This window comes from Bradyrhizobium sp. 14AA (genome assembly GCF_054185205.1).
On record NZ_JAVAYM010000036.1, the window covers coordinates 31673 to 58452 of the forward strand.

Sequence of the window (26780 nt, forward strand, 5' to 3'; positions counted from 1 at the left end):
TTATTTTGCAAGTCAAACGACAAGCGAACCGGCTACGGTGACGAACGGTCACCACGCGGAGCGGGGTCGTTGCTTACCCTGAGCGGCTAAAGTATAAAGATTTGTCTGATATGCCCTTAATTGGCTCGCCGACAATGCCCGTCGCGCGCGCCTCGCCAGGAGTAAGCATGCCATCTCCGATCCTGATCACCGGCGCCGCCGGAACCATTGGCTATGCCGTATCCAAGCTACTGATCGAGCGAGGATCGAGGGTACGAGCTCTCGTCCGCAGCGAAGACGCTCGATCGGCCAAGCTCGCCAGCCTGGGGGCCGAGATCATTGTTGGCGATCTTCTCGACCTGCATGCGATGCATCGAGCGATCGAAGGGTGCGAGCGAGTGTACTTCGGTATGGCCGTTTCACGTTCATATCTGGAGGCGACCGTCAACGCTGCGGCCGTCGCGAAGCACCACAAGGTGAGCGCGTTCGTGAACATCTCTCAGATGACCGTATCGCAGATGAGCATTAGTTCGACGACCGACAGCCCGCAGCAAAAGCTGCACTGGCTCGCAGAACAGGCGCTGGATTGGTCCGGACTACCCGTCGTACATGTCCGCCCCACGGCATTCCTGGACACGTTTTTCCTGCGGCTATCCGCGAACTCCATCCGCGACCATGGACAAATTCGTCTGCCTTTCGGAAACGGGAAGACGTCGCCGATAGCGAGTGAAGATGTTGCGCGCGTGATCGCAGCCATCCTCGAAGACCCTGCCCCGCATATCGGCAAGATCTACGAACTGACGGGACCCCGGTCACAGGACATGAACGGAATTGCCGAAGAGTTCTCCAAGGCGCTCGGAAGTCCGATCACTTATGTCGACGTTCCCTGGGAACCTTGGCGCAAGCAGTTGGAGGATAGCGGAAGATTGCCTCCCCATGCGCTTTCCCATCTTGCGACAATGGCTCTTCTCAAACAGCAGAATCGATACGACAGGTTGACATCGGATGTCGAGAAGATCACCGGAAACCCGCCGCTCAGCGTCTACGATTTCGTTCTGCGCCATGCGGACTTCTATACGACGGGAGGATAGGCGGGACCGTCAAGACGACGAGGCCTTTCGTGCGTCATCGGCATTGAATAGCAACGCAAACGGGCGCTCCCAGTCGGTTGCGGCATGCGCAACCGGCCCGGAGAATCTGATCGCCCCCTCAAATCCGATGTTTATATCTCTTATATAGCGACTTATAATTTGATAGTCGCGACACGACCGGTCCCCAATACCGGCAACGGCCGACAGATCGACGGGCGCGTCACCACTGCCTCTAATCTTGGAGTCCAGACATGAAGGCTTACCTCTGCAAATACATTCCGCCGCGGGCCGATTTCTTGACGACGATGACGGCCGACGAAGCGAAGTGGATGAAGCAGCATGGAGCCTTCCTGGACGATTTGCTCGCCAAAGGAACAGTCGTCGCGCACGGCCCCGTCATGGATCCGACTGGCGGTTATGGTGTCTCACTCTACCAGATCGCCGATGATGAGAACATCGAAGCGATTACCTCACAGGATCCCATTGTGAGGAACGGCGCCGGCCATTATGAGCATTATCCGATGCGTCATTTGGCGGCTCGGGGCTAAACCCCGCGCCCATCAGGTCCAGGGCCGAGTACCGGGCGAGTCCGGAGTTTGTCTCTCGGACGTACGATGCGCGCTCGAGTGCGCTGCCCAAAATCGGCCGTGTAAGCAGCGACGCCCTCTCTTTTCAATGAGAGGCGTGGCTGACGAACACACAAGGTGCAAGGGGACAGGACGCTAGAATATCGAGCGACCTGTCCGTTAACCCACTGCTTCTCAGAAGCGTCAGGCGATTGCGCGTGCCGGGACTGAACCCGTGCTCACACCGTCGAGGAAGCCCGTCAGCCGCTGCCGGATGATGCGTTCGGCACCATCCATGATGCGATCGATCAATTCCTTGACGGTCGGAATATCGTTGATCAGCCCGACCACCATGCCGCAGCTCCAAGCGCCGGCATCCATGTCGCCCTCCAACATGACCTTTGGGTAGACGCCGGCAACCTGGTCGAGAATGTCCTCGATCTTCAGGCTCGCACCCTTCTCGCGCTCGATCTCGATCAGCTCGTTGACGCCCTTGTTCTTCAGCACGCGCTCGGTGTTGCGCAGCGCGCGCATGACGAGAACGGTGTCAAGCTCGGTCGCCTTGACCAGTGCTTGCTTCACGTTGTCGTGGACCGGCGCCTCCTTGGTAGCGACGAAGCGGGTGCCCATGTTCATGCCCGCCGCCCCCATGGAAAGAGCCGCAACGAGGCTGCGAGCATCGGCCATGCCCCCCGACGCAACGAACGGGATCTTGAGCTCATCGGCCGCACGAGGCAGCAGGATCATGCTCGGCATGTCGTCCTCGCCGGGATGACCGCCGCACTCGAAGCCATCGACACTGACCGCGTCACAGCCAATCTTCTCAGCCTTCAGCGAATGCCGCACCGAGGTGCATTTATGGATCACCTTGATGCCGGCGGCCTTCAGCGCCGGCATGTACTCCTCCGGGCTGCGGCCGGCGGTCTCGACCGCCTTGATGCCGCCTTCCTTGATCGCGGCGATATATTCGGGATAAGGGGGCGCGGTAAAGCTCGGCAGGAAGGTGAGATTGACGCCGAAAGGCATGTCCGTCATGTCACGACAGCGCGCGATCTCCTTGGCCAGCAGCTCGGGCGTCTTCTGGGTGAGGCCGGTAATGAGGCCAAGTCCGCCGGCGTTCGACACCGCTGCTGCGAGTTCGGCGAACCCGACATAGTGCATCCCGCCCTGAATAATCGGATGTTGAATACCGAATAGTTCAGTGATCGCTGTCTTCACGATGATCTCCCGCAGTTCCGTTCAATGGATGATTTCGAAAAGGCCCGCGGCGCCCATGCCGCCGCCGATGCACATGGTCACGACGCCGTACTTTGCCTTCCGACGCCGTCCCTCGATCAGAAGGTGGCCAGTGAGGCGCGCGCCGGTCATCCCATAGGGATGGCCTATCGCGATCGAGCCCCCATTGACGTTGAGCTTGTTCGGGTCGATACCGAGCTTGTCGCGGCAATAGATCACCTGAACGGCATAAGCCTCGTTGAGCTCCCAGAGATCGATGTCGTCGACCTTCAGGTTGTGACGCTTCAGCAGGCGGGGGATCGCGACGACCGGACCGATGCCCATCTCGTCCGGCTCGACGCCCGCGGCAACGAAGCCCCGGAAGATTCCGAGCGGCTTGAGCCCCTTCTTGGCCGCGATCTTGTCGCTCATGATCACGCACGCAGAAGCACCGTCCGAAAGCTGGCTCGCATTGCCTGCGCTGATGGTTTTGCCCTCGAAGACCGGCTTGATCTTGGCGAGGCCTTCTGCGGTCGTCTCGGGACGCGGACCTTCGTCCTTGGTGAGCGTCACCTGTTCATAGGAGACCTGCTTGGTCTCCTTGTTGACGAGCGCCATCTTTGTCGTGATGGGAACAATTTCGTCGTCAAACCGGCCGCTCTGCAGGGCAGCTCCGACGCGGCGCTGGCTCTCGAGGCTGTATTCATCCTGCTTGTCGCGGCCGATCTTGTAGCGCTCGGCGACCGTTTCTGCCGTCTCGAGCATCGACATGTACATGTCCGGCTTCATCGCCATCAATTCATCGTCGACCATGTGAAACTTGTTCATGTGCTCGTTCTGCACCAGGCTGATCGACTCGATGCCGCCGCCGATCGCGATGTCCACGCCATCAAGCATCACAGAACGAGCTGCCACCGCGATCGCCTGCAGGCCCGACGCGCATTGCCGGTCAATCGTCGTCCCGGCGACTGTTACCGGCATGCCCGCGCGGATCGCTCCCTTGCGGGCCACGTTCATCACCATGGTGCCTTGCTGCATGGCGCAGCCCATCACCACGTCTTCGACTTCGCCCGGCGCAATGCCGGCGCGCTTCACCGCCTCGGCCATGACGTGACCAGCCATGGTCGGTCCCTCCGTGTTGTTGAGCGATCCGCGGTAGGCTTTGCCGACCGCGGTACGGGCGGTGGAAACGATTACTGCTTCAGTCGTCATATTTTGCCTCTTTTCTCACGCGGCCGCGCCCAGTCGTGCATAGCGCAGGACGTGGAACGCGGGGTCGCCGAACTGGATATTGATGGAAGAGATGCGCTTGAAATAGTGACCCACATTGAGCTCGTCGGTCATGCCCATGCCGCCATGCAGCTGCACAGCCTGGTCGGCGACAAACTTGGCCGCATAGCCGATCTTTGTCTTGGCGCCGGAAGCGAGCCGCGAGAGCCCCGCGTCACCGCCGCTGATGCTGAGATTGAGATGCTGCATCAGGGAGAGCGCCTCCTGATGGGCGATGAACATATCGACCATCCGATGCTGCAGCACCTGGAATGAACCGATGGTGGTGCCGAACTGCTTGCGGGTCTTCGAGTATTCCAATGTGGCGGAATTCAGCTCGCCGATGGCACCGACCGCTTCTGCGCAGAGCGCACCGATGGCGCGATCGCGGCACGCCTCCAGCGCTGCAACCGCCTCCCCTTCCCTGCCGAGCAGCTGCCCGCGGACATTGCGTAGACTAATCTCGGCGGCGCGACGGCCGTCAATAGCTTTGAAGCTCTGCAGGTCAACGCCTGCCGCGCGGCGGTCGACCACAAACAAGCTGACGCCACCGTGGTCCTTTCGGCTGCCCGAGTTGCGCGCCGAGACGACAAGGTAGTCGGCCCAGGGCGCCGCAATCACCGCCGTCTTTCCACCGTTCAGGAGATAGTCTTCGCCCTCGCGTCGCGCAGTGGTCGTCACGTCTGCGAGATCGAACCGGCCACCCTTCTCCGTCCAAGCCAGCGTCCAGATCTTCTTGCCGTCGATGATATCGGGGATGAAGCCCTGCTTCTGTGCGGCATCGCCGAGCCTTTCGATCAGGCCGCCGGCCAGCACCACCGTCTCGAGAAACGGCTCGACGACAAGATGGCGCCCGAATTCATGCGCGATGATCATGGTCGATAGCGGGCCGCCGCCGAGGCCGCCGGCATCCTCCGCGAACGGTGCCGCCAAAAGGCCGAGTTCGGCAAACGCCCCCCATTGCCCGCGGCTGAACCCATGCTCGTCGGCAACGATCTTGCGGCGCGCTTCGAAATCATACTGATCGCGCAACAGGCGCTGGATGCTGGATCGCAGCAGTTCCTGCTCTTCAGTAAACTGAATGTCCATCCGACCCTCTCGACACTCCGGCTAGAGACCAAGCACCGCTTTTGCGATGATGTTGCGCTGAATCTCGTTCGACCCGCCGTAGATGCTGAGCTTGCGAGAATTCAGGTACTTTTCCGACGCGGTGTGCCCGTAGTCGGGACCAGGCATGAAGTGATTGGCGCTGGCCGGATGCTCTCGCAGCGCCAGCCCGTAATTGCCGATCGCGCGGTGGGTCAGTTCGGTGATCTTCTGGAAGATCTCGGTCCCGCGGATCTTGAACAGTGATGCGGCCGGTCCAGGATCGATGCCACGCGCCATCTGAGCCACGACACGCAGCTCGGTCGCCTCGAGCGCCAATACGTCGAGCTCGACGAGGGCGATCTCGCGCTCGAAGTCGAGATGCGTCGGATCATCGGACGGGATCTCGGCCTCTACGATCTTCTTCAGCTTGTTGATGTAGCGTGTTGACCGGCCGATGCCGGCCATGCTGGTTCGTTCGTTGCCGAGCAGGAACTTGGCGTAAGTCCAACCCTTGTTTTCCTCGCCGATCAAGTTTTCGACGGGGACGCGAACGTTCTCCAGAAAAACGTCGTTGACCTCGTGGCTGCCGTCGATGGTGATGATCGGCCGCACGGTGACGCCCGGCGACTTCATGTCGATCAACAGGAAAGAAATGCCGGATTGTGGCTTCGCATTCGGATCGGTCCGGACGAGGCAGAAGATCCAATCCGCATGCTGAGCAAGCGTCGTCCAGGTCTTGTGGCCATTGACAATGTAGTGATCGCCGTCGCGGACGGCCTTGGTGCGGACGGTTGCCAGGTCCGAGCCGGAGCCCGGCTCGGAATAACCCTGGCACCACCAGTCCTCACCCGACAGAATACGCGGAAGAAATTTCTTCTTCTGCTCCTCGTTACCGAACGTGTAGATGACCGGCCCGACCATTGTGACGCTGAATGCTAAGGGCGGCAGCGAGCCAGCGCGGCTGGTCTCCTGTTCGAAGATGAAGCGGCGCGTAATCGACCAGCCGGGCCCACCGTACTCCTTGGGCCAGAGAGGCGCGATCCAGCCCTTCTTGTGCAGGATGCGATGCCAGAGCAGCGATTGCTCCTTGGTCAGGTCCGTCTCCGGATTCGGAACACGCATTTCCGCCGGATAGTTTTCCGCGATGAAGGAGCGCACCTCGTCCCGAAATGCGGCATCCTCTGGAGAAAGCTCCAGCTCCATCCTATTTTCTCCTCACCACTTCTCGCCGAAAGGACGAATCTCCAGCTCGAACGTCCATGCGCTTTTCGGTTGCTGATAGAGTTGCCAATAGGACGCAGCAACGGAGGACGGCGGCATCAGCGCATCTGGATCATCCAGCGCGTTTGGCCCGAGAGCCTCCAGCCGCCGCTGCCGAACCCATTCGGTATCCACGCCGGAATCGATGATCAGATGAGCGACGTGGATATTCTTCGGGCCAAGCTCGCGGGCCATCGCCTGCGCGACCGCGCGAAGGCCGAACTTGGCGCTTGCAAAGGCGGCATAACCGCCGCCGCCGCGCAGCGAGGCGGTCGCTCCGGTAAAGAAGATGTTGCCGCCCCCGCGCGGCAGCATGAGCCGGGCCGCCTCCCGGCCGGCCAGAAAGCCGGAATAGCAGGCCATTTCCCAGACCTTGCGGAAAACACGCTCAGTGGTTTCCAGAATTGGGAAGTTGACGTTCGCGCCGATGTTGAAGATGCAGACTTCCAGCGGCGCATGCTTGTCTGCATCGTTCAGGAAGGAGATGATCTCGTCTTCCTTGCGAGCGTCGAGCGAACGGGCGTGAATCTCTCCGCCGGCTGCCTCGATGTCCTTGACGAGCGGAGCCAGCTTTTCGCCGTTACGACGGCCGGCGAAGACCGTGAAGCCTTCTGCGGCAAACTTCTTGGCGATCTCGCCGCCGATGAAATCGCCGGCGCCGATGACAGCCGCAGTTGCGTTTCTTTTCTGCACGGGCGTGCTCCCTGTGAGGTTATACGTCGCTTGCGAACGATTTTACCGTGGACCCGCCGAACCACGTCCGTCGACGCGCCCTCGGCATCATGGACAGTACATAGGTTCTTTTTTAGAACTCGTCAATTGATATTTGACTTTGGTGCTTCGAGCTCGCAAGGCGCACCACGCTCCAACCTCAAGCTGAACAGGATTTCGAGCCTGACAGCCGGGCACGGCAGAAGATCCGCCACCCCGATCCAAGGACAGCTCATTAAAGGTGAGCTCGCTCAAGGCACAAGATTGAGGGACATCAGTGCTGTCCAATATCTGGGCCGCGATTGATATCTAAAGTATTGCGGGCGAGCGCCTTCGAAAGCCTCGCCCGCAAGATGCGAAACGATCATCGGCCCGGCGAGCTTTGGTGCCAATCTCATTTCCTGATCGCCGACCGTCGATGCAGATATCACTTGGCTTTGGAAGCAGCCCCGCCGGATTGTTCGACGATGGATTCCTCCACGTCCCGCAGCTGGTCCTTTCCGAAGAACATTTCCTTGCCCACGAAGAAAGTCGGCGAGCCGAACGCACCCCGGCTCACAGCGTCGTTGGTCAGCTCGATGAGCCTCTTTTTCACGTCGTCTTCCTGCGCACGCTTCGCAATGCGATCGATATCGATGCCTGAAGAGACGAACGCGCTGCGGAACACCTCGGGATCGTCCATCTTCTTCGGTTCTTCCCACATATGATGATAGGCCGCCCTGAAATAGGGCTCGAACACTCCCTCGAACTGCGCCGCGACCGCGCAGCGCATCAACATGAGGGTGTTGACTGGGAAGAAGGGATTGGTGCGGAATTTCGTCACCTTATGGCGGCGAATGAACCGCTGCGTCTCGAGCGCCTGGTACTCCGGCTTGTTCTTGATTCCCCGCAGGGAATCGAAGGGCGACATGTTTCCAGTGGCCTTGTAGATGCCGCCAAGAAGGACTGGGACGTACTCAAATTTAACCCCGGTGCGCTGTTCGATGCCCGGGATCGCGACCTCGGCCAAATAGGCGTTCGGACTACCGAAATCGAACTGAAACTCTACTTTCGGGGTCATATCGGCGTCCTCCGGACAAATTCGATGATTGCGATAAGAGTTTACAGTTCTGTTTTTGAACTGTCAAACCGATAGCCCGGCAATTTGGTCGATTTTTCCGAGGGGTATTGTTTGAGGATCAGTACCTATCTAGAATGGTATGACTTGTCTCTTCTCCGCAGATTCGTGGGAGAATGATTGGGGCTATTGGAGACCGCGGATGAAATGGAAAGAACTTGAGGAAGAGCCATGTTCGATGGCCAGGACGATCGCGGTCATCGGCGACCGATGGACGCTGCTTATCCTGCGCGAATGCTTTCTGCGCACTCGTCGCTTCGAGGGATTCCAGTCCGCCTTGGGTATCACGCGCCATCTGCTTGCCGAGCGATTGAAGAAGCTTGTCCGGCAAGGCATTCTCCGCCGGGTCCCCTATCAGGAGTCGCCCAAGCGCCACGAGTACATCCTGACGCAGAAGGGCCTCGATCTCTATCCGATCATGATGGCGATCGTCCATTGGGGAGACACTCACATGGTCGACGAACGCGGTCGGCCGCTCCTGCATCAGCATCGCAATTGCGGTAAGAACTTCGACCCCGTCATGGTTTGCTCCGAGTGTGGCGAGCCGATTGTAGCCAAAGAGGTCCATACGCATCCGGGCCCCGGCGCCAGGCGTCCCCTCGCGCAAAAGGAAACGGAAGCGCCGGCCCCAAAACCCAAAGCGCGCCGCAAGGCGGCCTGATCGCCCCTGCCCTGTGGAGCCCGCCAAGCCGCTACCCGCGTAATGGTCGAGGAGCCGACCGCTTCACCGCGATCAGCCTCCATGCCCGCAACCCTTTGGGTGCTCGATGAGTGAGAACTCAAACCCGGATCACGCCTGGGTTCGAGGGGGAGCAATAGAGAGATTCGACGTGGTCCGACCGGCACTTCAAGACGGCGCGTTGATTGACATAGGCCTTGTCGGTGATTTCGCCGGCGGCGATCGACGGCGGCTCCTTGAGCAGCACGAACGAATGAGCATTTTCGCTGCTGCCAACGGTCCGGTTGTATTCTTGGAGCCGGTCCTTGACGAACTGCACAACGACGGGATCGTTGGTCAGGTCGGAAGACGGCTGCGAAGAGATCCGCGCCGCCTCCGTTGGGTTCAGCCAGCAAAGCAGACCGCAGTAGTCTCGGTTTTCGCCTGCAATCACCACATCCGATAGCACGCCGCGGGTAGCCGCCAGGATTGCGGCGCGCATGTTCCCGATCGACACCCAGGTCCCGTTCGCGAGCTTGAAGTTTTCGGAAATCCTACCCGTAAAGCGAAGTCCAGATTCAGGTTTCTCGGGGTCCATGAACGAGACTGTGTCGCCGATGCGATAGAAGCCTTCTTCATCGAAGGCTTGCTCCGTCAAATCCGGCCGACCGAGATAACCCGGCGTGACGTTAGGACCTTTGACGCGCACCTCGTAGGTATCGGAAACAGGAAGCAGCTTGAGTTGCAAACCGGGCGCGGGAAGGCCGATTTCCCCTGGTCGATCGGTGGCCCAATGCGTCGTGCTTATCGTTGGAGCGGTTTCCGTCGTACCGTAGCCGGACATGACAGGAATACGCCGGCCGGTGATCGATGACGTCAGTTTATAAAGACGCTCGAGCGTGTTTTGCGAGATGGCTGCGCCGGCGTAACTTATGCGATCCAGCCGCTTCAATACGCGCGCGCCAAGCTCGGTATCCTTCTCGATGGCGTCACAAAGGAAATTGTAACCGGCCGGCACGTTGAACATAGCGGTCGGCGAAACCTCCTGGAGATTGAGGAGCGTTTTGTGGAAGAGCTGGGGCAATGGCCGGCCGTCGTCGATGTAGAGCGTCCCGCCATTCTTCAGTATGCCGTGCAGAATGACGTTGCTGCCCATGGTGTGGTGCCATGGCATCCACTCGACCTGAACGGGCGCTTTGGACGGGGCTACCAGCAAGCTGCCCATTTGGAGAGAGCTCGCCATCATGCGGTGGGTATTCAGGACGCCCTTGGGAAGACCGGTCGAGCCCGACGTGAAAAGAACTTTTGCGACGGAATCGCAGGATACAGAGCGGGACGCGCCTTCGAAACCTTGATAGCTGCTCCTCTTCTCGGTCAGGTCGGAATAGCGCACCGTTTCGGGAGCGCCGTCTACGCTGATCCAGGTCGCCGCTTTCAGATCTGGAATGGAGCGTGCGGCTGAGAATTCGCGTCCGCTCTGCGCGAACACGAACTTCGGGCGCAGCACCTCTGCGATATCCTTCAGCCGTGCAAGACCGCCGGGCATCAGCGTGTAGTTCGGCGAGACCGGCGCAAAAACAACGCCGATCGACATGGCGGCGAAAGACATCACCGCATTCTCTATGGAATTACCGGAAAGGATGGCGAGGTTATCTGAAGGCTTCGCATCCATCTCGATCAGGCTTTGGCCGACCGCCTGAACCAAGGACCAGGCCTGGCTATACGTGATCTCGTCCCATCCGCCCCTTGAATTGCGTTGAGCCAGGAAAATGCGATCGGGAGCGGCTTTCGCCCATCTCGCCAGGAAGTCCGTGATCCGCCAGTCGCACTCGCCCAGTTCGATCGGTGAGCTCAAGATAAGCGTACCGTCGCTGCGACGCTGCAGGGAGACCTCTTTGGGCGCGAATACAGGTGCGTTCATTGACATTGAAGATGACCCTATGACTTGCGGACTCGCGCGGAGCTCACTTCAGGAGATCGACGGCGCGTTCGGTTCCGCACCGTTCTCCGGTTTTCCGCGCGATCGACTACTCGGATTTCGCGTCCAGCACGTCGCCGAACAGCTGGTAGGTCGTTCCAGTCCAGCGCTGCAACCGCATTTGAGTCGACATCATGTTCGAGCTTTCGCTGGTGTTCACCTCGATTCCCGGCAGGCCAACGGGGACCACGACGTTCTTGAGATTCTTTGCTTGCGCCAGGATATTCTTGCGGGAGAGATCGTTGCCGCATTGCTTCAGAATCTGCTCGAGCAGAAATCCCTGCTGGTATCCGAGCGTATAACTTCCGTTCGTGATGTCGGCGCCGGACAGATACTTTTCAAAGAAGCTCTTATAGGCTTGCATGCCCGGATCGTTCTTCCACGTCTCGTCCGCGGCGTCCTTGTTGATCGTGCCGGCGATCACGCCGATCGATTTGTCAAGCCCGGCCGGCGCGAGCGTGCCACCAATGGATGCGGAGGGATAATTGATAATGACGGTCGCCTTCCATCCAATCACAGAAGCCTGCCTGATCGCCTGCGCTGCAAACTTTGGTGTTCCGGCGATCACGAGAGCCTCGGCGCCCGAGCTCTTGAGATTCGTGATCTGTGAATCGATCGTCGGCTCGGTCACCTCGTAAGATGCGGTCACGACCTTCCGATCGAAATCTGCCCCCAGATACGCCTTGAAGGCGTTGATGTAGTCCTTACCGAGGTCGTCGTTCTGGTAGAGAATTGCGTATTTCGCGTTGGGAAGCGTCTTGGTCAGATACTTGGCGTAGATCTTCCCTTCGGTATCGTAACTGACGAGCCCGGTCGTCGTCAGGGGATAATTTGCGACATCCGTGAACTTGGATGAACCACTGACGATTGCGATGCTGGGCACCCCTTTCGCCCTGAGGTACTTGGCCGTAGCCGAGATGCCGGGCGTACCGAGTTGGCCGAACATGAAGGACACTTCATCGCTCTCGACCAGCTTGCGCACGTGCTCAACCGCCTTGGGCGGACTGTATGAGTCATCGTAGGCGATGTAGTTGATCTTGCGGCCGTTTACGCCGCCCCGGTCGTTCAGCGATTGGATATAGGCGATCAGCCCCTTGCCCACGAGCCCGATCGATGATGCCGGTCCGCTGAAGGGAAAGACCCCGCCAACCTTGATCTCAGTTTCGGAAATGCCGGGCTCTTCCGCCGCGGATGCGGGGCCGCTCAAAAGCACAGCAAAAGCTATCGCGATTTTCCAATTCGCTATCATGGATCGTCCTCCCCACGCGCGCCTGTCAGGACACGCCAGTATGTTGGTTGACCTTCTGCTTTTCGTGCTCGCCCGCCGGTCGTTGGCTCGGCGCCGACCGGAGTGACAGGCTTGAGGTCTGACCGACCATACCGTTCTTTTTTAGAACCCGTCAAGCGTCTCCATAATCCAGCATCTGCGACACGGTCACCAATGCTTTATTTTCGCAGCTTCTCCTACCGCAATAGCTCTACGCGCAACTTTTTGGATTGCTCCCGAAATAGAACTAAAGACGTTGCTGCCCCCAGCGACCTACCGCCTCACGAGGTTGGAAGGTCGACACGTGAGCGCACGTCATCAGGTACTGCTGATGAAAAGCTCGATCAGCGCAATCACCGTATCGGGCGCGTCTTCCTGGCTGAAGTGTCCCGCGCTCGGAAGTCTTATGATCGGCCTACCCGGCCAGATCGCGCTGAAATCGGCGATCTGCGTCTCGGGCGCGATGGCGCGATCTTTCATGCCCACGGCGAGCATCGCCGGCTTGGACTTCAGATTGTCAATGAGCGGAAAGCCTTCCGCGAGGTAGGGCCGGATTCTGCCGAGTAGTGCATCGAGCGGAAACTCGATCGCTCCAAGACACTCTTCTCTCGTCGTAAATGGCGCCCCGTAGGCCGCGAGCCAATCGGCGTTGACGACGGAGAGATTCTCCAGGCCCTGGGTCTTCATGACACTCAGGATGTTGACATCGAGGTGCCCGAGCACTTCAGGAAGCGTTCCAGCCCTGTGATGACCAAGGACGAGCTGGAACCACGGCGTCATCCCCGGAGGAGCATTGCCGTAGCCAGTAAGCGTGTTGAGCAAGAACAGCCGCTTGACGCGATCGGGATTGCGTAGCGCGAACGCCGAACCGATCAATCCGCCCCAATCCTGGATAACAAGCGTGATGTTCGTGAGACCGAGCGCTTCGACCAATTTGGTGAAGTTCTCGACGTGGGCTCTCAGCGAATATTCCCGGTTTGGAGGCGTCTCGCTCTTGCCGAAACCCATATGGTCGGGAACGATCACCCGATGCGAAGCCGCGAGCGGCGGGATGAAGCGGCGATAAAGATAGCCCCACGTCGGCTCACCGTGCAGGCAGACGATAGGATCTCCGCTCCCCTCGTCGACGTAATGCATCCGGAAACCGTTTCCTTCGAAGAAGCGAGGCATGAAGGGCCAGGTTCCGCCGAAAGTTTCGCGAGCGTCGATCATCGTTGCGGTGCAACTCGTCCAAAGGACTTTTCAAGCTTTTCCGGCACGAGCGCCGCTCATTTTCCGCGGAAAACGGCCGCACGACGTTCGATGAAAGATTGAATGCCTTCCATCATATCCTCGCTACCAAGAACGCGATCCTCGATCTTGGGTATGTAGCCGATCGCTTCTCGCTCGGCCGCTTCGATATACTTCAGCGCGGCCTGCTTCGTGACCTGTATTCCGAGCGGTGCATTTTTGACGATCGTCTGCGCTAGCTCCATGGCACGGTCGATCTGGCTTCCGGGCTTAACCACCTCCTGTACGAGACCAATGGCGTGAGCGCGGGCGGCATCGAACTCGTCGCAAAGGAACAGATGATACATGGCATCACCCCAACCTGCGCGCGTCAGGAATCGGAAGTGGGCGCCACCGAGAGGCGCAATTCCACGCTTTGCCTCCATCTGGCAGAACCTGCTGTCCGACGCAGCGACAACGATATCTCCGGCGAGCATCATTTCGATGCCGATCGTATAGACGATGCCCTGCACGGCCGTCACGATCGGCTTGCGGCATCGTCCCTTGAGCGCAAATGCATCGATGTTTCTCGGAGAAATATCGATCTTCTCGGCGTTCGGACCGAAGAATTTGGGCATGTCGAGACCTGACGTGAAGTCCGGTCCTTCTGCGCAAACGACGCCCGCCCAATAATCGTCGTTGCGGTCCAGAAGCGTCATGGCATTCGACATCTCCACTATCATGGCGGGTGTGAACGAGTTTTTCTTCGCTGGATTGTCGATGAGGATCTTGAGTATTCGACCGTGAACTTCCGTGCGGATCCGGCCAGCCGGGGCCTTCTGATCGCTCATTTGCATCCTCCGGACACGCCAAATAGCGACCGCGTCGCCAAAGCCGCTTTCTTTCTGGCGAGTTGACAGTGCGCTTCGCAAGCCGGCTACAACAATCTTGTGCCGCCCCTATTCAAAGGTGAATGCCACCGCCGCGGGAGGCGCGTGCAGCGCCAGGAAGTTTTGAATGCTCCGGGGGTGCATTGCAATCGGATCAATACATCATATGATGACTGTCAGCCAACATTGAACAGCGAGGAGCCTCATCATGGCTGAAGCAGCCGATCCCGTCGTCATCGTCTCCGCCGCCCGCACTCCGCTCGGCCGCTTCATGGGCGAGCTGTCGCCGCTCCCCGCGCACAAGCTCGGATCGCATGTGATCAGGGCTGCTCTGGAGCGCGCCAAGCTCGCGCCCGAGAAGGTCGACGAGGTCTTCATGGGCTGCGTGCTGCCGGCCGGACAAGGCCAGGCGCCGGCGCGCCAGGCGGCACGTAGCGCCGGTTTGCCGGACGCCAGCGGCGCCACCACGGTGAACAAGGTTTGCGGTTCCGGGATGAAGGCGACCATGCTGGCCCACGACATCATCCGCGCGGGATCTGCCGAGATCGTCGTCTCCGGCGGCATGGAGAGCATGAGCAACGCGCCCTATCTGCTCGCCAAGGCGCGCGGCGGCTATCGTGCCGGCCATGACCGCATCATCGACCACATGATGATGGACGGGCTCGAGGACGCCTACGAGACCGGCCGCTCCATGGGCGATTTCGGCGAAGCGACTGCAGAGACCTATCAGTTCACCCGCAAGGACCAGGACGCCTACGCGATGGAGACGCTGAGCCGCGCACGCAAGGCAGTCGAGAGCGGTGCGTTCAAGGCCGAGATCGCGCCGATTACGCTGACGGAAAAGGCCGGTCCACGCATCATCGCGAATGACGAGCATCCGCTGAAGGTCGATCCCGCAAAGATCCCGGGGCTGAAGCCGGCATTCCGCGCCAACGGCACCATCACGCCGGCCGCTTCCTCTGCCAATGCCGACGGCGCCGCCGCGCTGGTGCTGACGAAACTCTCGCTCGCTGACCGCAACGGCTTGCCTGCCATTGCCGAGATCAAGGGCCACGCCACTCACAGCCAAGAGCCGCAATGGTTCACGACGGCGCCGATCCCGGCGATCCGCAATCTGCTCGACAAGGTCGGCTGGGCTGCCTCCGATGTCGACCTGTTCGAGATCAACGAGGCCTTTGCCGTCGTCGCGATGGCAGCGCAGCGTGACCTGGGCATCCCTCGCGAAAAACTCAACATCAACGGCGGCGCGTGCGCGCTCGGCCATCCCATCGGCGCCACCGGCGCGCGGCTGATCGTGACGCTGCTGCACGCGCTCGAGGCGAACAATCTCCAGCGCGGGGTTGCCGCGCTCTGCATCGGAGGCGGCGAAGCCACCGCCATTGCCGTCGAGCGCCGTTGCAATTGAAGCCCAAGCGCCCGTAGCCGGCCTGGAGCATCGCGGAATTGGCGGCGCACCTAGCGCTCAACAGATACTGCCTCGGACAGTCGTCGAAGCGACGGCCGGCCAAGCGGCCGTCGCGGGACTGAGATTTCCGGCAATCGACTCATCAAGCGAAATTGACGCTCTTGTTGAGAGGCAATTCGCGTACCCGCTTCCCGGTGAGAGCAAAGATCGCATTGGCGAGAGCCGGGGCCGCCGGCGGGACGGGAGGTTCACCAATTCCTCTCACGTCCCCACCAAGCTCCAATCCCTTGACGATGATTTCGGGTGCCTGATGGAATCTCATGGCCTCGAATAGATGAAAATTGGTCTGGACCGGCGCAAAGTTTTCGTAGGTCAGCTCGCAGTTCATGGCGTGGCCCAAGGCCCAGATGACGCCACCCCGCACCTGCGCTTCGAAGTTGACCGGGTCCAGAATGCGCCCCACATCGCAAATGGCATACACCTTGTCGATCTTGATGCCCTGAGGTGTGTAGCTCACCTCGACGACTTGAGCCATTGGCACGCCGAAGGACAAAGTCAGCGCCACGCCGCGGGCTCGTCGATCGTCGATTCGCGAGCCTTTCCAGGCGGAAATATCACGCAAAGTATGCAGCACCTTCTTGGACGGCTCATGATTGCAGAGACGGATGAGCTCTGCCATCGGATCCGCGCCCGCGGCATGGATCAGTTCGTCTAGGAAGGAAGCATGGTGGAAGCCATTGGCGGACGCTCCAACCGATCGCCACGGGCTGACTGGCACCATTTCCTTCGACTTATAACCCGTCACACGAAAGTTCGGTATTGCGAAAGGCTGGTCCCAAATACCGTTGACGCTTGAAACATCGGGGCCGGGAGGGACGGGCGCCTGTAACCGATTGAACCAGGAGGCGCCCATCGATTGTCCGGCCACATCGATGCTCATGCTCTCGACCATGCCATCGCGAACGGTTCCCTTGGCGCGCGAGAGCTGAATCGGGCGCGGATAGTCGTGCCCCATGTTCTCTTCGCGGCTCCAGGTCATCTTGACCGGAACGCCTTCCATGGCCATCGCGAGTTCGATCGCCTGCAACGCATAGGTGTCGTCGAGTCGTGCCCCGAAGCTGCCGCCGATCGGCTGAGCGTGCACGTAGATCTTCTCTTCCGGCAGTTTCGTCAGCTTTGTCGCATGCCCACGAAGGAAGACCGGGATCTGCGTTCCCGTCCAGATGTCGAGCCGTTCCTTCGTGTAGCGTACGACCGCATTCATGGGCTCGAGCGGCGCGTGGGCCAGATATGGAGTCCGATACTCCGCCTCAATCGGCTTGGACGAGCCGGCCAACGCCCTTTCGACGTCTCCGTCATTGCGAAGCCGGCTGTCCTGGTGGTCTTTGGAGAATGAACTCTCCAGCACCTTCCACATTCCAGCCGAGTCGGCCGGATAGGGAGGATCGTTCCATTCGATCTTGATGGCGGCTGCGGCCTGAAAGGCTCTCCAGGTGTTATCTGCAATGACGCCCACGCCGTCTTTGATGGGGACGACCTTTTTGACGCCTCTCATCTTTTCCGCGCTGGAGGCATCGTATCGTTTGATCGTGCCTCCTATGCCGGGGTTGGCGCGGACGGTCGCGTACACGACCCGGTCAGGGCGAATATCGATCCCATACTGTTGCGTACCGGTAGACTTCGCGACGATATCGGTCCGGCGCATCTTCTTGCCGATGTAGCGCCACTCCTGTTCCGGCCGGAGCGTGACATCGGTCACCGGCGCAAGCTGCGCTGCCTCAGCGGCCAGTTCCGCGTATGTGAGGGATTTGCCATCGGGCAAGATGACCTGACCGTCCTTGGTCTTCAATTGCGATCGTGACACCCCCGACCTTCTGGCCGCCGCCTCCTTCAAAGTCTCGCGCGCGACGGCGCCCGCCATGCGAAGCTTTTGATAGCCGTCCGGTACGGTGGAGGAGCCTCCCGTGATCTGCATGCCGAGAACGCGGCTCAACACCTCGCCACCTCCCCGCGCGCCTCGGGCCATGATGCCATCGTCGATCGTAGAGAAGGGTAGGCTATCGTCCATCACCCGGCTGTTGAAGTAGGCCGGACTTGGCGGACCGGGATCGATGCGAACCTTGTGCGGATCCACGTCGAGCTCTTCAGCAATCAAATGAGCCTGGATGGAATATGAGCCTTGGCCCTTGTCGGCTCGCGGCGTGATGAGCGTGACGCCTTTTGCGTCGACGCGGACGTAGGGCGTGATCGCGGCTTCCCCTGCCTTAAGGTCCTTGAGCAGCGGATTGGGAGGGTCCTGGCGCAATCGGTAATAGCCGAAGGCGACGCCGCCGGCGATCGCAGCGGAGCCGATCAGGAACGTGCGTCTTGCAATCGTCTTGAGCCGAGCCACGCTATTTCCCCTTCATCATCTGGGCTGCAGTTTTGACGGCGCTGTGGATGCGCGTGTAAGTCCCGCATCGACAAAGATTTCCGTCCATGGCCTCGGCGATTTCGGAGTCCGAGGGATCGGGGGTTTTAGATAGCAAGGCCGCTGCAGTCATCATTTGACCGGACTGACAATAACCGCACTGCGCAACCTGGTGCTCGATCCAGGCCTGCTGAACGACGTGCAGATTCGCGGGAGTTCCCAGGCCCTCGATTGTCGTGATGCTGCCGCGGACCTCGCCAGCGTTGATCGAGCAGGAGCGAACCGCGGTACCGTCGATATGAACGGTGCATGCACCGCAAAGGCCCGCCCCGCAACCGTACTTCGGTCCTGAGATACCAAGCTCGTCTCGGAGCACCCAAAGGAGCGGCATTTCCGGTTCGACATCCAGATCGTAGCGCTTACTGTTGACGGTCAACTGCATTGCGAATGCTCCTGTAGTTGCGAACAACGACACCTGCCTGCCTCTCCAAGCACCGCGGCCAGCCGGATCTGATGTGCCGAACCAGGCACGTATTCCTGACGATTAGGTCGTTACAGGGGCTTCGGCCAATTCAGAATCGAATAACTTTGCTTTACCGCTGAATTGCCGCGAAGCGCGTTTCAGCAGAGCCCTTCGATGCCTAGGATTTTCGGAAACCACAACGCTCGGGTCCCGCCAGGCACGCTCGTGGCTCGGTCCGCCTCCCGAGGCAGCTACCGTGCTTTCGGCGAACACTGACGCAGGACGAGTTCGGAGCTGTCGTGCGTCGGGCGTGCGCATTAGAGCTACCTAGGTTTCCGCCGCCCCGGGCGCCCGGAAGCTGTGGCACGGCTCTGTTCCGATCCACCTTCAGGCAGCGGTGCATCGATAACACGCGTCATGAGCTCGCGGAGATGGCCAGCCTCGCGCGCCCCGAACGCCGATTCGAACCCGGCTCTCGCCTTTTGCCAGGCCGGATGCGCCGCAAACAACACCTCCTGCCCGCGGTCCGTGATTGTAACCTGCCGCACCCGCCGATCCTCCTCGCTCACCTTGATCTTGAGGAAGCCATCGCGCTCCAGCGGCCGGAGATTGTGGCCGACCGTCGCTCGATCCATTGTCATGATGTCTGCCAGGCTGGCCATCGTCATCGGGCCTTCCGCGGCGAGGAAGCCCAGCAGGCTGTACTGGGTCGACTTGAGCCCGGTACCGGCAAGACAGAGATCGTAGTAGCGAGATACGCGTCGCGCCGCCCGCCTGAGCTGGCTGCAAGTGCAGTTCTGAGGAAAATCACTCATCGGAATCGAGCGTCGTGCCAAGTTCAGGTTTCCTTGCTGGCCTGGATCGGTGCTCCGGATCCTTAGCATCAAATCGCCGAACGAACCTCAATGAAATGGCAGTTTGCCTGCCCGCATGACGGATGATAGTCTTATATGCCCGTAATTGTGTCCGGCGCGCCGCGCGCGAGCGCACGCAGCCTTCAGATGCAGCCTTCAGATCAAGGAGACCAGCATGGCGGGACTTAAAGACCACCCGATCGCCGCACGCATACGGCTCAACCCACCGGCACCGCCTGCAGCCCTAAGCCTTGACGCCTTGAAGGCGTTGGTCATGGAATGCGGTGCAGATGATTGCGGTATCGTCAGTCTTGACGACCCTCTCGTAAAAGACGAAGCAGTTCACGCGCGACGGGCATTCGCGGGAGCGCGATTGGCGGTGAGCATCGTGAGCAGGATGAATCGCGCTCCGATCCGTTCACCCGCACGCTCGGCATCCAATAACGAGTTCCACAAGATTTCTCACGACGTCGACGATATCGCGCGCGAGCTGGTTCGACGGCTGGAGGACATGGGAATCTCGGCGATGAACCCTCCGATGGCATTCCCCATGGAGTTCGACAAATACCCGGAACGGGGATGGGTCGTCTCGCACAAACTCATTGCCGAAGCTGCCGGCGTCGGAATGCGCGGCATCCATCGCAGCGTCATTCATCCCAAATTCGGCAGCTTCATCTTACTGGGCACCGTGCTCGTTGATCTGGACATAGAAGCTCCGGCAAAGCCGCTCGACTACAATCCCTGCTTCGAGTGCAGGCTCTGCGTCGTCGCTTGTCCGGTCGGCGCGATCAAACCGGATGGATATTTCGATTTTTCTTCCTGCCTCAACCACAACTACCAGCAGTTCATGGGCGGCTTTGCACAATGGATCGAGGACATCGCGGACGCGAAGTCCGCCAAGGACTACCGTGAACGTCAACCGCCGGCAGAGACAGTCAAGCGCTGGCAGAGCCTCTCATACGGTCCCAACTACAATGCTGCCTACTGCGTCGCGGTTTGCCCTGCCGGCGAAGACATCATGGCCGGCTACTTGTCGGACCGCAAAGCGCACGTGGAAACGATCGTCAAGCCGTTGCAGGACAAAGTCGAGCCGCTCTATGTCGTTCGGGATTCCGATGCAGCAAGTCATGCAGCGAAGATGTTCCCGCACAAGACGCTTCGGTTTGTGCGCTCGAGTGCCCGGGCCTCGAGTATCGGCGCATTTCTCTTCGGAATGGGGCTTACCTTCCAGCGTAATAGGGCTAAGGGCTTGAATGCCACCTACCACTTCGTCTTCACCGGCCAAGAGCCCAAGGAGGCCACGGTGGTCATCAAAAATCAGAAGCTGACCGTCACCGACGGCCTCATTGGTACCCCGGACTTGCGCATTCAGGCGGACTCAGCCGCTTGGCTGAAGACTTTGAATGGTCAGCTCTCGGTCGTCCTGGCGCTCGCGCAGAGAAAGATTCGATTGAAGGGTTCTCTTAAACTCCTGAAGGCCTTCGGTGCCTGCTTCCCGAAATGACAAAACATTGTCGCAACCCGAGCCGTCATGCCCGCATCGGCTCGGGCGCCTACCAGCCGCAAGCCTGGAATGTTAGTTCCGTTTGAGAATTGACTAAGCCGTCGTCTCGACGTCTTGTCCCGGCACCTCCCGGTCCGATCCAAGAGACAGCGAGATCTGGGCTCGGACTACTCAACCGGCCGCGAAAGCGGCCGGTTTTTTCAGTGCGCTATTCGGTGGGATGAAGGAGCCAGGCTCGTCTCGTAATCTGGAGCATCTCCGTTTCGCGGAGCTTAAGCCGGTAAACTCTGGCTTTCGACCTTGGATAATGCTGCGCCGGCGAGGCTCTCAAAATCGCCGGAAGGGCGCTGAAGCCGAGCATCATGCCATTTGGTGCGGTTTCGGTTGGATCGAGACGGAAGGCCGGCGGCGAAGCAAGCCCGTCTCCTTCGTGATCACGGCTCCAGCCAAGGCGATCGAGCGCCGCTACGGGCGAGTGTTCGCCCGCCCGCCATTTCAACATTTCGATCGCGGATCGAAAAGCAAGCGTCACGCAATCGATGTCGTCGACAGATCGGTCGCCGACCAACTGCGCGTGATGCGTAACAGCCTGCAAGATCTCTTCACGCGTGTGATCGTGGCTGAGCGCGATAGCAGTCAAGCCAAAGAGAGCATCAAAAATCTGGAACGCGTGGGGCGCGGTGGCCAGCACCTGTAAATAACATTCGAAGACAGTCGGTCCGAACGCGGCCGCCGACTTCGCTCCTGCCGCCGCCAGCCATACCGTACGCGCTCTCGTGAATGCCAAGCTAGGTGTCCACCCGTTCGAGGCCGACGATTTGGCCGCTTCAATCAACGAATATTCAGGAGCGTCACTGCTCATCAGGACGAAATGAGCCATGGTGTGCGTCATTGCGCAGTAATTGCATTCATCAGCACTGAACGTGGTATTGGCTTCAGCCCTCACCCGCTCACGCATGTCCTCCAGGGCGGCCAGATGACGAGTTGCCAGGGCATATGCGAGCCCTTCGATAAGAGGCGCCCACCTGAATACGGACTGGAACTCTGTTCTAGACGGAAAGCGGCCATGAAGCGTCATTGGGGCGAGCAAATCGAGAGCGACATCTCTGCTTCTCGCTCTCAGAGCATGCATTCGGCTCCCTGCGGATGTCACCAGCTTGTCGATCTCTTCGCCCACCGGGACGCCATGCTGACGAAACGGACGCAACCTCCCGGACGGGTCAATCTCAATCCCGGCCGCGACGTTCGGTATCTTCAGGACCACTGGTCGCGCAGACTCGTCTCCCGTCCGGATGCTTTCCCACGTTGTTGGCTCCATCTCTATGGCGAGGCCGATCGCCAATGTATCGGCCAATCTCATCAGGTCGTCGGATCCATATGCAGTGACGATCGGACCGAAGTTATGAGACTTCTCGCTAGCCTCCTGGTTCTCTCGATCCGGAGGCAAAGGTCGCTGCTCCAACTTCCACCTCTTTGGCTTTTCCTGGAAGCGCGAACCCGATCGTCGCGCATGACGAACCGAGCGATTTCCGAGGATGAACTAGGGTGGGAAAGTAGGAGTGCTTCCTGCAACCCGGTCGAGCCGCGTATTTAGAGCACCGCCTAATCAGAAATGAATAAGCGGTCATCCACGACGTACAGTCGATTCTCCCTCCGAACTGTCCCTGCTTGCCGGAGTGCCCTTGCATCACTCAACAGGTTCTTTTATGGAACCTGCAGGAAAGCTTCCGAAGAGAGAGCTATGGAGGAGATCGATGAGCACTGTCGTCAGCCTGAAGTCCCACGACGCCGTAGGCATCGTCACCATCGATAGTCCTCCCGTCAATGCGCTCAGCGCGGCCGTACGCGGAGGCATTCTGGCGTGCGTCCAGCAGGCCATTTCCGACCCCTCCATTCAGGCCATCGTATTGACCTGTGCGGGACGGACCTTCATTGCCGGAGCCGACATCACGGAGTTCGGCAAGCCTCCGAAGAAGCCGGCGCTCGATGAGGTCCTGACCGCGATTGAGAGCAGCCCGAAGCCCGTCATTGCAGCCATCCACGGCACCGCTCTCGGTGGGGGGCTCGAGGTCGCCCTAGCGTGTCATTTCCGGGTGGCGGATAAGAGTTCGAAGCTCGGCCTGCCCGAGGTCAAGCTCGGTCTATTGCCAGGCGCCGGCGGTACCCAGCGCCTTCCGCGCGCAGTGGGTCCAGAACTTGCAGCCAGAATGATCATCGGCGGCGATCCCATCGGCGCCAACGAAGCGTTTCAGAACGGATTGATCGAGGAGGTGGTCGAGGAGGCATTATCCGGCGGCGAAGCCTTCGCTCGAAAGATTCTCGCCGACCGGCGCCCGCTTCGCAGGCTGCGCGACGATGACACCAAGCTCGCCGCGGCCCGGTCAGACCGCTCGATCTTCACCGGCGCTGTGGCTGCGATTACAAAAAAGGTCAGAGGGTTGGAGGCGCCGTTCGTTGCGGCCGACGCAATCGGCCATGCACTCGATCTCCCCTTCGAGCAGGGGCTGAAGAAAGAACGAGAGTTGTTCCTCCGCCTGATGAGCAGCGATCAATCGAAGGCTCTACGATACGCCTTCTTCGCCGAGCGAGAGGCAGCGAAGATCGCCGGTGTCGAAACCAGCACCAAGCCGCGTGCGGTCGAACGTGTGGCGATCATCGGCGCCGGCACCATGGGGGGCGGCATCGCGATGTCGTTCGCGAACGCAGGCATTCCCGTCACTCTGGTAGAGACCGGCAAGGATCAGCTCGATCGCGGATTGAGCGTCATCCGCAAAAACTATGAAGCCACCGCCGCGCGCGGTGGTATGTCCGCGGATGCGCCTGCGAAGCGCATGACACTCATCAGCGGAGCCATCGGCCTCGAAAACATCGGGCACGCCGACCTCATCGTAGAGGCCGTATTCGAAACCATGGCGATCAAGAAGGACGTTTTCGGACAGCTCGACAAAATCGCGAAATCTGGCGCTATCCTGGCGACCAATACCTCCTTCCTGGACATCAATGAGATCGCCAAAGAAACCGGGCGTCCCCAGGACGTGGTCGGCATGCACTTCTTCAGCCCGGCCAACGTGATGAAGCTGTGCGAAATCGTCCGAACCAAGAGCACCGCTCCCGACACTTTGGTAACCGCAGTCTCATTGGCGCGGAAGATCGGAAAGGTGCCGGTGATCGTTGGCGTCTGCGACGGCTTCGTCGGCAACCGCATGCTCATGGCGCGGCAACGTCAGGCCAGTCAGCTGCTTTTCGACGGCGCACTTCCCCAGCAGGTCGACGCCGCCCTGACCAAATTCGGCATGCCGATGGGCCCGTTCGCGATGGGCGACCTGGCCGGATTGGATATCGGGTGGCGGTCGCGACAGGATCGTGGCATCAAATCGGAGATCGAGGACGCCTTATGTGAGGCAGGCCGCTTCGGACAAAAGACCGGAAAGGGCTTCTTCCGCTATGAAAGCGGCTCGCGCGCTCCCCTTCCCGATCCGGAAGTCGAGACACTGATCGATCAGACGTTGAAACGTCTGGGTCGCAATCGGCGCACGATCAGCGACGACGAAATCCTGGAGCGGACGACATATGCGATGATCAACGAGGGGGCTCGGATCCTTGAAGAAGGCATTGCGGCTCGAGCAAGCGACATCGACGTGGTGTGGCTCTATGGGTACGGATGGCCGGTCTATCGTGGAGGTCCCATGTATTTCGCCGACCACGTCGGACTCAAGACGATCGCCGACAAGCTGTCGCACTACGCGAAGGAAGCAAGCGATCCGTCGCTCAAGCCCGCACCGTTGCTGAAGAAGCTGGCCGATCAGAAGGCGAAATTTACCTGACCTGTCTGCCCCGGAGTGAACCGGCCTGCTCGCCGAGAGGCTGACCTATCTGGCGGCGAGTGGGCTCCCGAACCGGCGATGAGGTACCTTGGCGAGGAGAGGCGCAAACCGACATCTCGAAGCTTTGGAAATCCGAACGATTGGTGGAGAGCTTCCGTCCCCGGCGCTGAAGCAAACCGTTGATCGACCGTTTTTCCTCAATAGTTACTTGCTATTTCGTAGCTGCTCTGGCAATTTGTGCCAGCGTAGCTATTTGCAGGGGTAGAGCACGACTCCTTATCGCGAGTGAAATCGTCCCCCTCATCGCTGGAGAGGAAGTTCAGGAGGAACCGATACTGCTGACGCATGATCGGGATTTCTCCCCCTAACTCCGGCAATAGACCAATCGCATCTTCAAAAAGCCGGATCCTTACATGCGCCGAATAGTAGTCACAGGAATGGGACTGGTCTCTCCGCTCGGCTGCGGGACGGAGGTGGCGTGGTCCAGGCTGCTTGCCGGCAAGTCCGGGCTGACCATCCTGCCCGAGTGGGCTTCCTCGTTGCCGGGGAGAGTTGCCGGACTCGTGCCGGCTAGATCCGATGACGTCGATGGTGGCTTCGATCCCGATCTGACCATCCCGCCCAAAGAACAGCGGAAAATGGATCGGTTCATTCAGTTCGCGTTGGTGGCAGCTGCGGAGGCAGTCAAGCAGGCTGGCTGGACCCCTGCGGACGAGCACTCACGGGAGCGCACAGCGACGATCATCGCTTCTGGAATTGGCGGATTTCCTGCTATCGTCGAAGCGGTACGGACTACCGACCAACGTGGCGTCCGCCGCCTATCACCATTCACCGTGCCATCCTTTCTGGCAAATCTCGCCGCCGGACACGTTTCGATACAGTACGGCTTCAAAGGGCCGATCGGCGCCCCCGTTACGGCGTGCGCTGCCAGCGTACAGGCAATCGGCGACGCGGCTCGATTGATCCGCGCTGACGAGGCCGACGTGGCGGTCTGCGGGGGTGCAGAAGCTTGCATCGATCTGGTCAGCCTTGGAGGGTTCGCAGCGGCCCGCGCAATCTCCACCCACTTCAACGATAGGCCCTCGCAGGCGTCTCGTCCGTTCGATCGGGACCGCGATGGCTTCGTCATGGGCGAAGGAGCCGGAATTCTGGTGATCGAAGAGCTCGAGCACGCTCGAGCACGCGGGGCCCTGCCGATCGCCGAACTCATCGGCTATGGAACTTCCGCCGACGCGCATCATATCACCTCGGGACCTGAGGACGGCTCAGGCGCCCGGCGCGCCATGGAAGCGGCCTTGCGGCAGGCCAACCTTGATCCGCGCAACGTGCAGCATCTCAATGCTCACTCGACCTCGACTCCGGTCGGCGACAACTCCGAGCTGGCCGCCATCAAATCCGTTTTCGGAGCCCACGGCGGCATCGCAGTGAGCGCGACAAAGTCGGCGACCGGTCATTTGCTGGGCGCTGCAGGGGGCGCCGAGGCCATCTTCGCGATCCTCGCGGTCCGGGACCAGATAGCCCCTCCCACTCTCAATCTGGAAAATCCCGACGAAGCAGCGGAAGGCGTCGATCTCGTTGGACCAAAGGCTCGCAACATGGCGATGGATCACGTGATCTCGAATGGTTTCGGATTTGGCGGCGTGAACGCCGCGTCATCTTCAAGCGCTGGTAGCGTGACGTGCGCGCACTTCTCTTTACTTGGCTCTAGCCGGCCAACTCCGCTCTAATGCGTCAATTCCCTCATCGCCCCCTCTAGGCCGTCGATGGTGATCGGAAACATGCGGTCCGCGAAGATGCGTTTGATGATGGTGGTGGATTCCGAATAATCCCAGTGCTTCTGCTGCACGGGGTTGAGCCACACCGAATGCGGATAGGTGCGGATGATGCGGTCGAACCAGACCGAGCCGGGCTCCTCGTTGACGTGCTCGACCGAGCCGCCGGGCACCATGATCTCGTAAGGCGACATCGAGGCGTCGCCGACGAACACGACCTTGTAGTCGTGCGGGTATTTGTGCAGCACG

The 26780-nt window shown here is 59.9% G+C and carries 20 protein-coding genes and 2 pseudogenes; 7 read left to right on the forward strand and 15 right to left on the reverse strand.

Going from position 1 to position 26780, the window contains the following annotated elements:
- Nucleotides 1-167 precede the first annotated feature (167 nt).
- Together RAD15_RS39465 and RAD15_RS39470 are read left to right on the forward strand one after the other, a co-directional pair.
- Nucleotides 168-1070, forward strand: a complete 903-nt coding sequence (locus RAD15_RS39465) for an SDR family NAD(P)-dependent oxidoreductase (RefSeq protein WP_458184101.1) — start codon at nucleotides 168-170, stop codon at nucleotides 1068-1070.
- A gap of 251 nt (nucleotides 1071-1321) precedes the next feature.
- Nucleotides 1322-1618: a YciI family protein gene (locus RAD15_RS39470; RefSeq protein ID WP_458184102.1), complete on the forward strand. Its 297-nt coding sequence runs from the start codon at nucleotides 1322-1324 to the stop codon at nucleotides 1616-1618.
- 222 nt (nucleotides 1619-1840) lie between these two features.
- Here the strand turns inward: RAD15_RS39470 and RAD15_RS39475 are convergent, their stop codons facing one another.
- From RAD15_RS39475 to RAD15_RS39500, 6 genes are all read right to left on the reverse strand, one after another.
- The gene (locus RAD15_RS39475; protein ID WP_458184103.1) at nucleotides 1841-2854 is read right to left on the reverse strand and encodes an NAD(P)H-dependent flavin oxidoreductase; all 1014 of its coding nucleotides are present in this window, start codon (nucleotides 2852-2854) and stop codon (nucleotides 1841-1843) included.
- A gap of 21 nt (nucleotides 2855-2875) precedes the next feature.
- The gene (locus tag RAD15_RS39480; RefSeq protein ID WP_458184104.1) at nucleotides 2876-4063 is read right to left on the reverse strand and encodes an acetyl-CoA C-acyltransferase; all 1188 of its coding nucleotides are present in this window, start codon (nucleotides 4061-4063) and stop codon (nucleotides 2876-2878) included.
- Nucleotides 4064-4078: 15 nt separating this feature from the next.
- Complete coding sequence (locus RAD15_RS39485) at nucleotides 4079-5209, reverse strand: acyl-CoA dehydrogenase family protein (protein ID WP_458184105.1); 1131 nt, start codon at nucleotides 5207-5209, stop codon at nucleotides 4079-4081.
- A 21-nt stretch (nucleotides 5210-5230) separates the two neighbouring features.
- On the reverse strand, nucleotides 5231-6412 hold the full coding sequence (locus tag RAD15_RS39490; protein ID WP_458184106.1) for an acyl-CoA dehydrogenase family protein: 1182 nt from the start codon (nucleotides 6410-6412) through the stop codon (nucleotides 5231-5233).
- Nucleotides 6413-6424: 12 nt separating this feature from the next.
- Complete coding sequence (locus tag RAD15_RS39495) at nucleotides 6425-7162, reverse strand: SDR family oxidoreductase (RefSeq protein ID WP_458184107.1); 738 nt, start codon at nucleotides 7160-7162, stop codon at nucleotides 6425-6427.
- A 445-nt stretch (nucleotides 7163-7607) separates the two neighbouring features.
- Nucleotides 7608-8240, reverse strand: coding sequence for a DsbA family protein (locus tag RAD15_RS39500; protein ID WP_458184108.1), 633 nt, complete (start codon nucleotides 8238-8240; stop codon nucleotides 7608-7610).
- A 199-nt stretch (nucleotides 8241-8439) separates the two neighbouring features.
- On the opposite strand from RAD15_RS39500, the gene RAD15_RS39505 reads away from it, so the two are divergent.
- A complete protein-coding gene (locus RAD15_RS39505) occupies nucleotides 8440-8958 on the forward strand; it encodes a winged helix-turn-helix transcriptional regulator (protein ID WP_458184109.1) in 519 nt (172 codons plus the stop codon).
- 118 nt (nucleotides 8959-9076) lie between these two features.
- On the opposite strand, the gene RAD15_RS39510 is transcribed toward RAD15_RS39505, so the two are convergent.
- The 4 genes from RAD15_RS39510 to RAD15_RS39525 form a co-directional block, all read right to left on the reverse strand.
- A complete protein-coding gene (locus RAD15_RS39510; RefSeq protein ID WP_458184110.1) occupies nucleotides 9077-10882 on the reverse strand; it encodes an AMP-binding protein in 1806 nt (601 codons plus the stop codon).
- Between the two features lie 100 nt (nucleotides 10883-10982).
- Nucleotides 10983-12182 carry an ABC transporter substrate-binding protein gene (locus RAD15_RS39515; protein ID WP_458184111.1) on the reverse strand — a complete coding sequence of 400 codons (1200 nt, stop codon included), beginning with the start codon at nucleotides 12180-12182 and terminating at the stop codon, nucleotides 10983-10985.
- A gap of 336 nt (nucleotides 12183-12518) precedes the next feature.
- Nucleotides 12519-13412: an alpha/beta fold hydrolase gene (locus tag RAD15_RS39520; protein ID WP_458184112.1), complete on the reverse strand. Its 894-nt coding sequence runs from the start codon at nucleotides 13410-13412 to the stop codon at nucleotides 12519-12521.
- A gap of 56 nt (nucleotides 13413-13468) precedes the next feature.
- Complete coding sequence (locus RAD15_RS39525) at nucleotides 13469-14260, reverse strand: crotonase/enoyl-CoA hydratase family protein (RefSeq protein ID WP_458184113.1); 792 nt, start codon at nucleotides 14258-14260, stop codon at nucleotides 13469-13471.
- A 247-nt stretch (nucleotides 14261-14507) separates the two neighbouring features.
- On the opposite strand from RAD15_RS39525, the gene RAD15_RS39530 reads away from it, so the two are divergent.
- Nucleotides 14508-15704 carry an acetyl-CoA C-acyltransferase gene (locus tag RAD15_RS39530; protein WP_458184114.1) on the forward strand — a complete coding sequence of 399 codons (1197 nt, stop codon included), beginning with the start codon at nucleotides 14508-14510 and terminating at the stop codon, nucleotides 15702-15704.
- Between the two features lie 142 nt (nucleotides 15705-15846).
- On the opposite strand, the gene RAD15_RS39535 is transcribed toward RAD15_RS39530, so the two are convergent.
- The 3 genes from RAD15_RS39535 to RAD15_RS39545 form a co-directional block, all read right to left on the reverse strand.
- Nucleotides 15847-18096 (reverse strand): molybdopterin cofactor-binding domain-containing protein, encoded by a 2250-nt coding sequence (locus RAD15_RS39535; protein ID WP_458184115.1) that lies wholly within the window; start codon nucleotides 18094-18096, stop codon nucleotides 15847-15849.
- A 1-nt stretch (nucleotide 18097) separates the two neighbouring features.
- Nucleotides 18098-18556 carry a (2Fe-2S)-binding protein gene (locus tag RAD15_RS39540; RefSeq protein ID WP_271591158.1) on the reverse strand — a complete coding sequence of 153 codons (459 nt, stop codon included), beginning with the start codon at nucleotides 18554-18556 and terminating at the stop codon, nucleotides 18098-18100.
- A 344-nt stretch (nucleotides 18557-18900) separates the two neighbouring features.
- Nucleotides 18901-19461 (reverse strand): MarR family winged helix-turn-helix transcriptional regulator, encoded by a 561-nt coding sequence (locus RAD15_RS39545; protein ID WP_458184116.1) that lies wholly within the window; start codon nucleotides 19459-19461, stop codon nucleotides 18901-18903.
- Nucleotides 19462-19606: 145 nt separating this feature from the next.
- Here RAD15_RS39545 and RAD15_RS39550 point away from each other — a divergent pair, with 145 nt between their 5' ends.
- On the forward strand, nucleotides 19607-20935 hold the full coding sequence (locus RAD15_RS39550) for an SCP2 sterol-binding domain-containing protein (RefSeq protein WP_458184117.1): 1329 nt from the start codon (nucleotides 19607-19609) through the stop codon (nucleotides 20933-20935).
- 208 nt (nucleotides 20936-21143) lie between these two features.
- On the opposite strand, the gene RAD15_RS39555 is transcribed toward RAD15_RS39550, so the two are convergent.
- On the reverse strand, nucleotides 21144-22397 hold the full coding sequence (locus RAD15_RS39555) for a hypothetical protein (RefSeq protein ID WP_458184118.1): 1254 nt from the start codon (nucleotides 22395-22397) through the stop codon (nucleotides 21144-21146).
- 292 nt (nucleotides 22398-22689) lie between these two features.
- Here RAD15_RS39555 and RAD15_RS39560 point away from each other — a divergent pair, with 292 nt between their 5' ends.
- Both RAD15_RS39560 and fabF read left to right on the forward strand, forming a co-directional pair.
- Nucleotides 22690-24759 carry a 3-hydroxyacyl-CoA dehydrogenase NAD-binding domain-containing protein gene (locus RAD15_RS39560; RefSeq protein WP_458184119.1) on the forward strand — a complete coding sequence of 690 codons (2070 nt, stop codon included), beginning with the start codon at nucleotides 22690-22692 and terminating at the stop codon, nucleotides 24757-24759.
- 413 nt (nucleotides 24760-25172) lie between these two features.
- Nucleotides 25173-26431 (forward strand): annotated as a pseudogene (gene fabF, locus RAD15_RS39565) (beta-ketoacyl-ACP synthase II).
- Nucleotides 26432-26482: 51 nt separating this feature from the next.
- Here the strand turns inward: fabF and RAD15_RS39570 are convergent.
- A pseudogene (locus RAD15_RS39570) lies at nucleotides 26483-26780 on the reverse strand (VWA domain-containing protein); the annotation flags it as partial.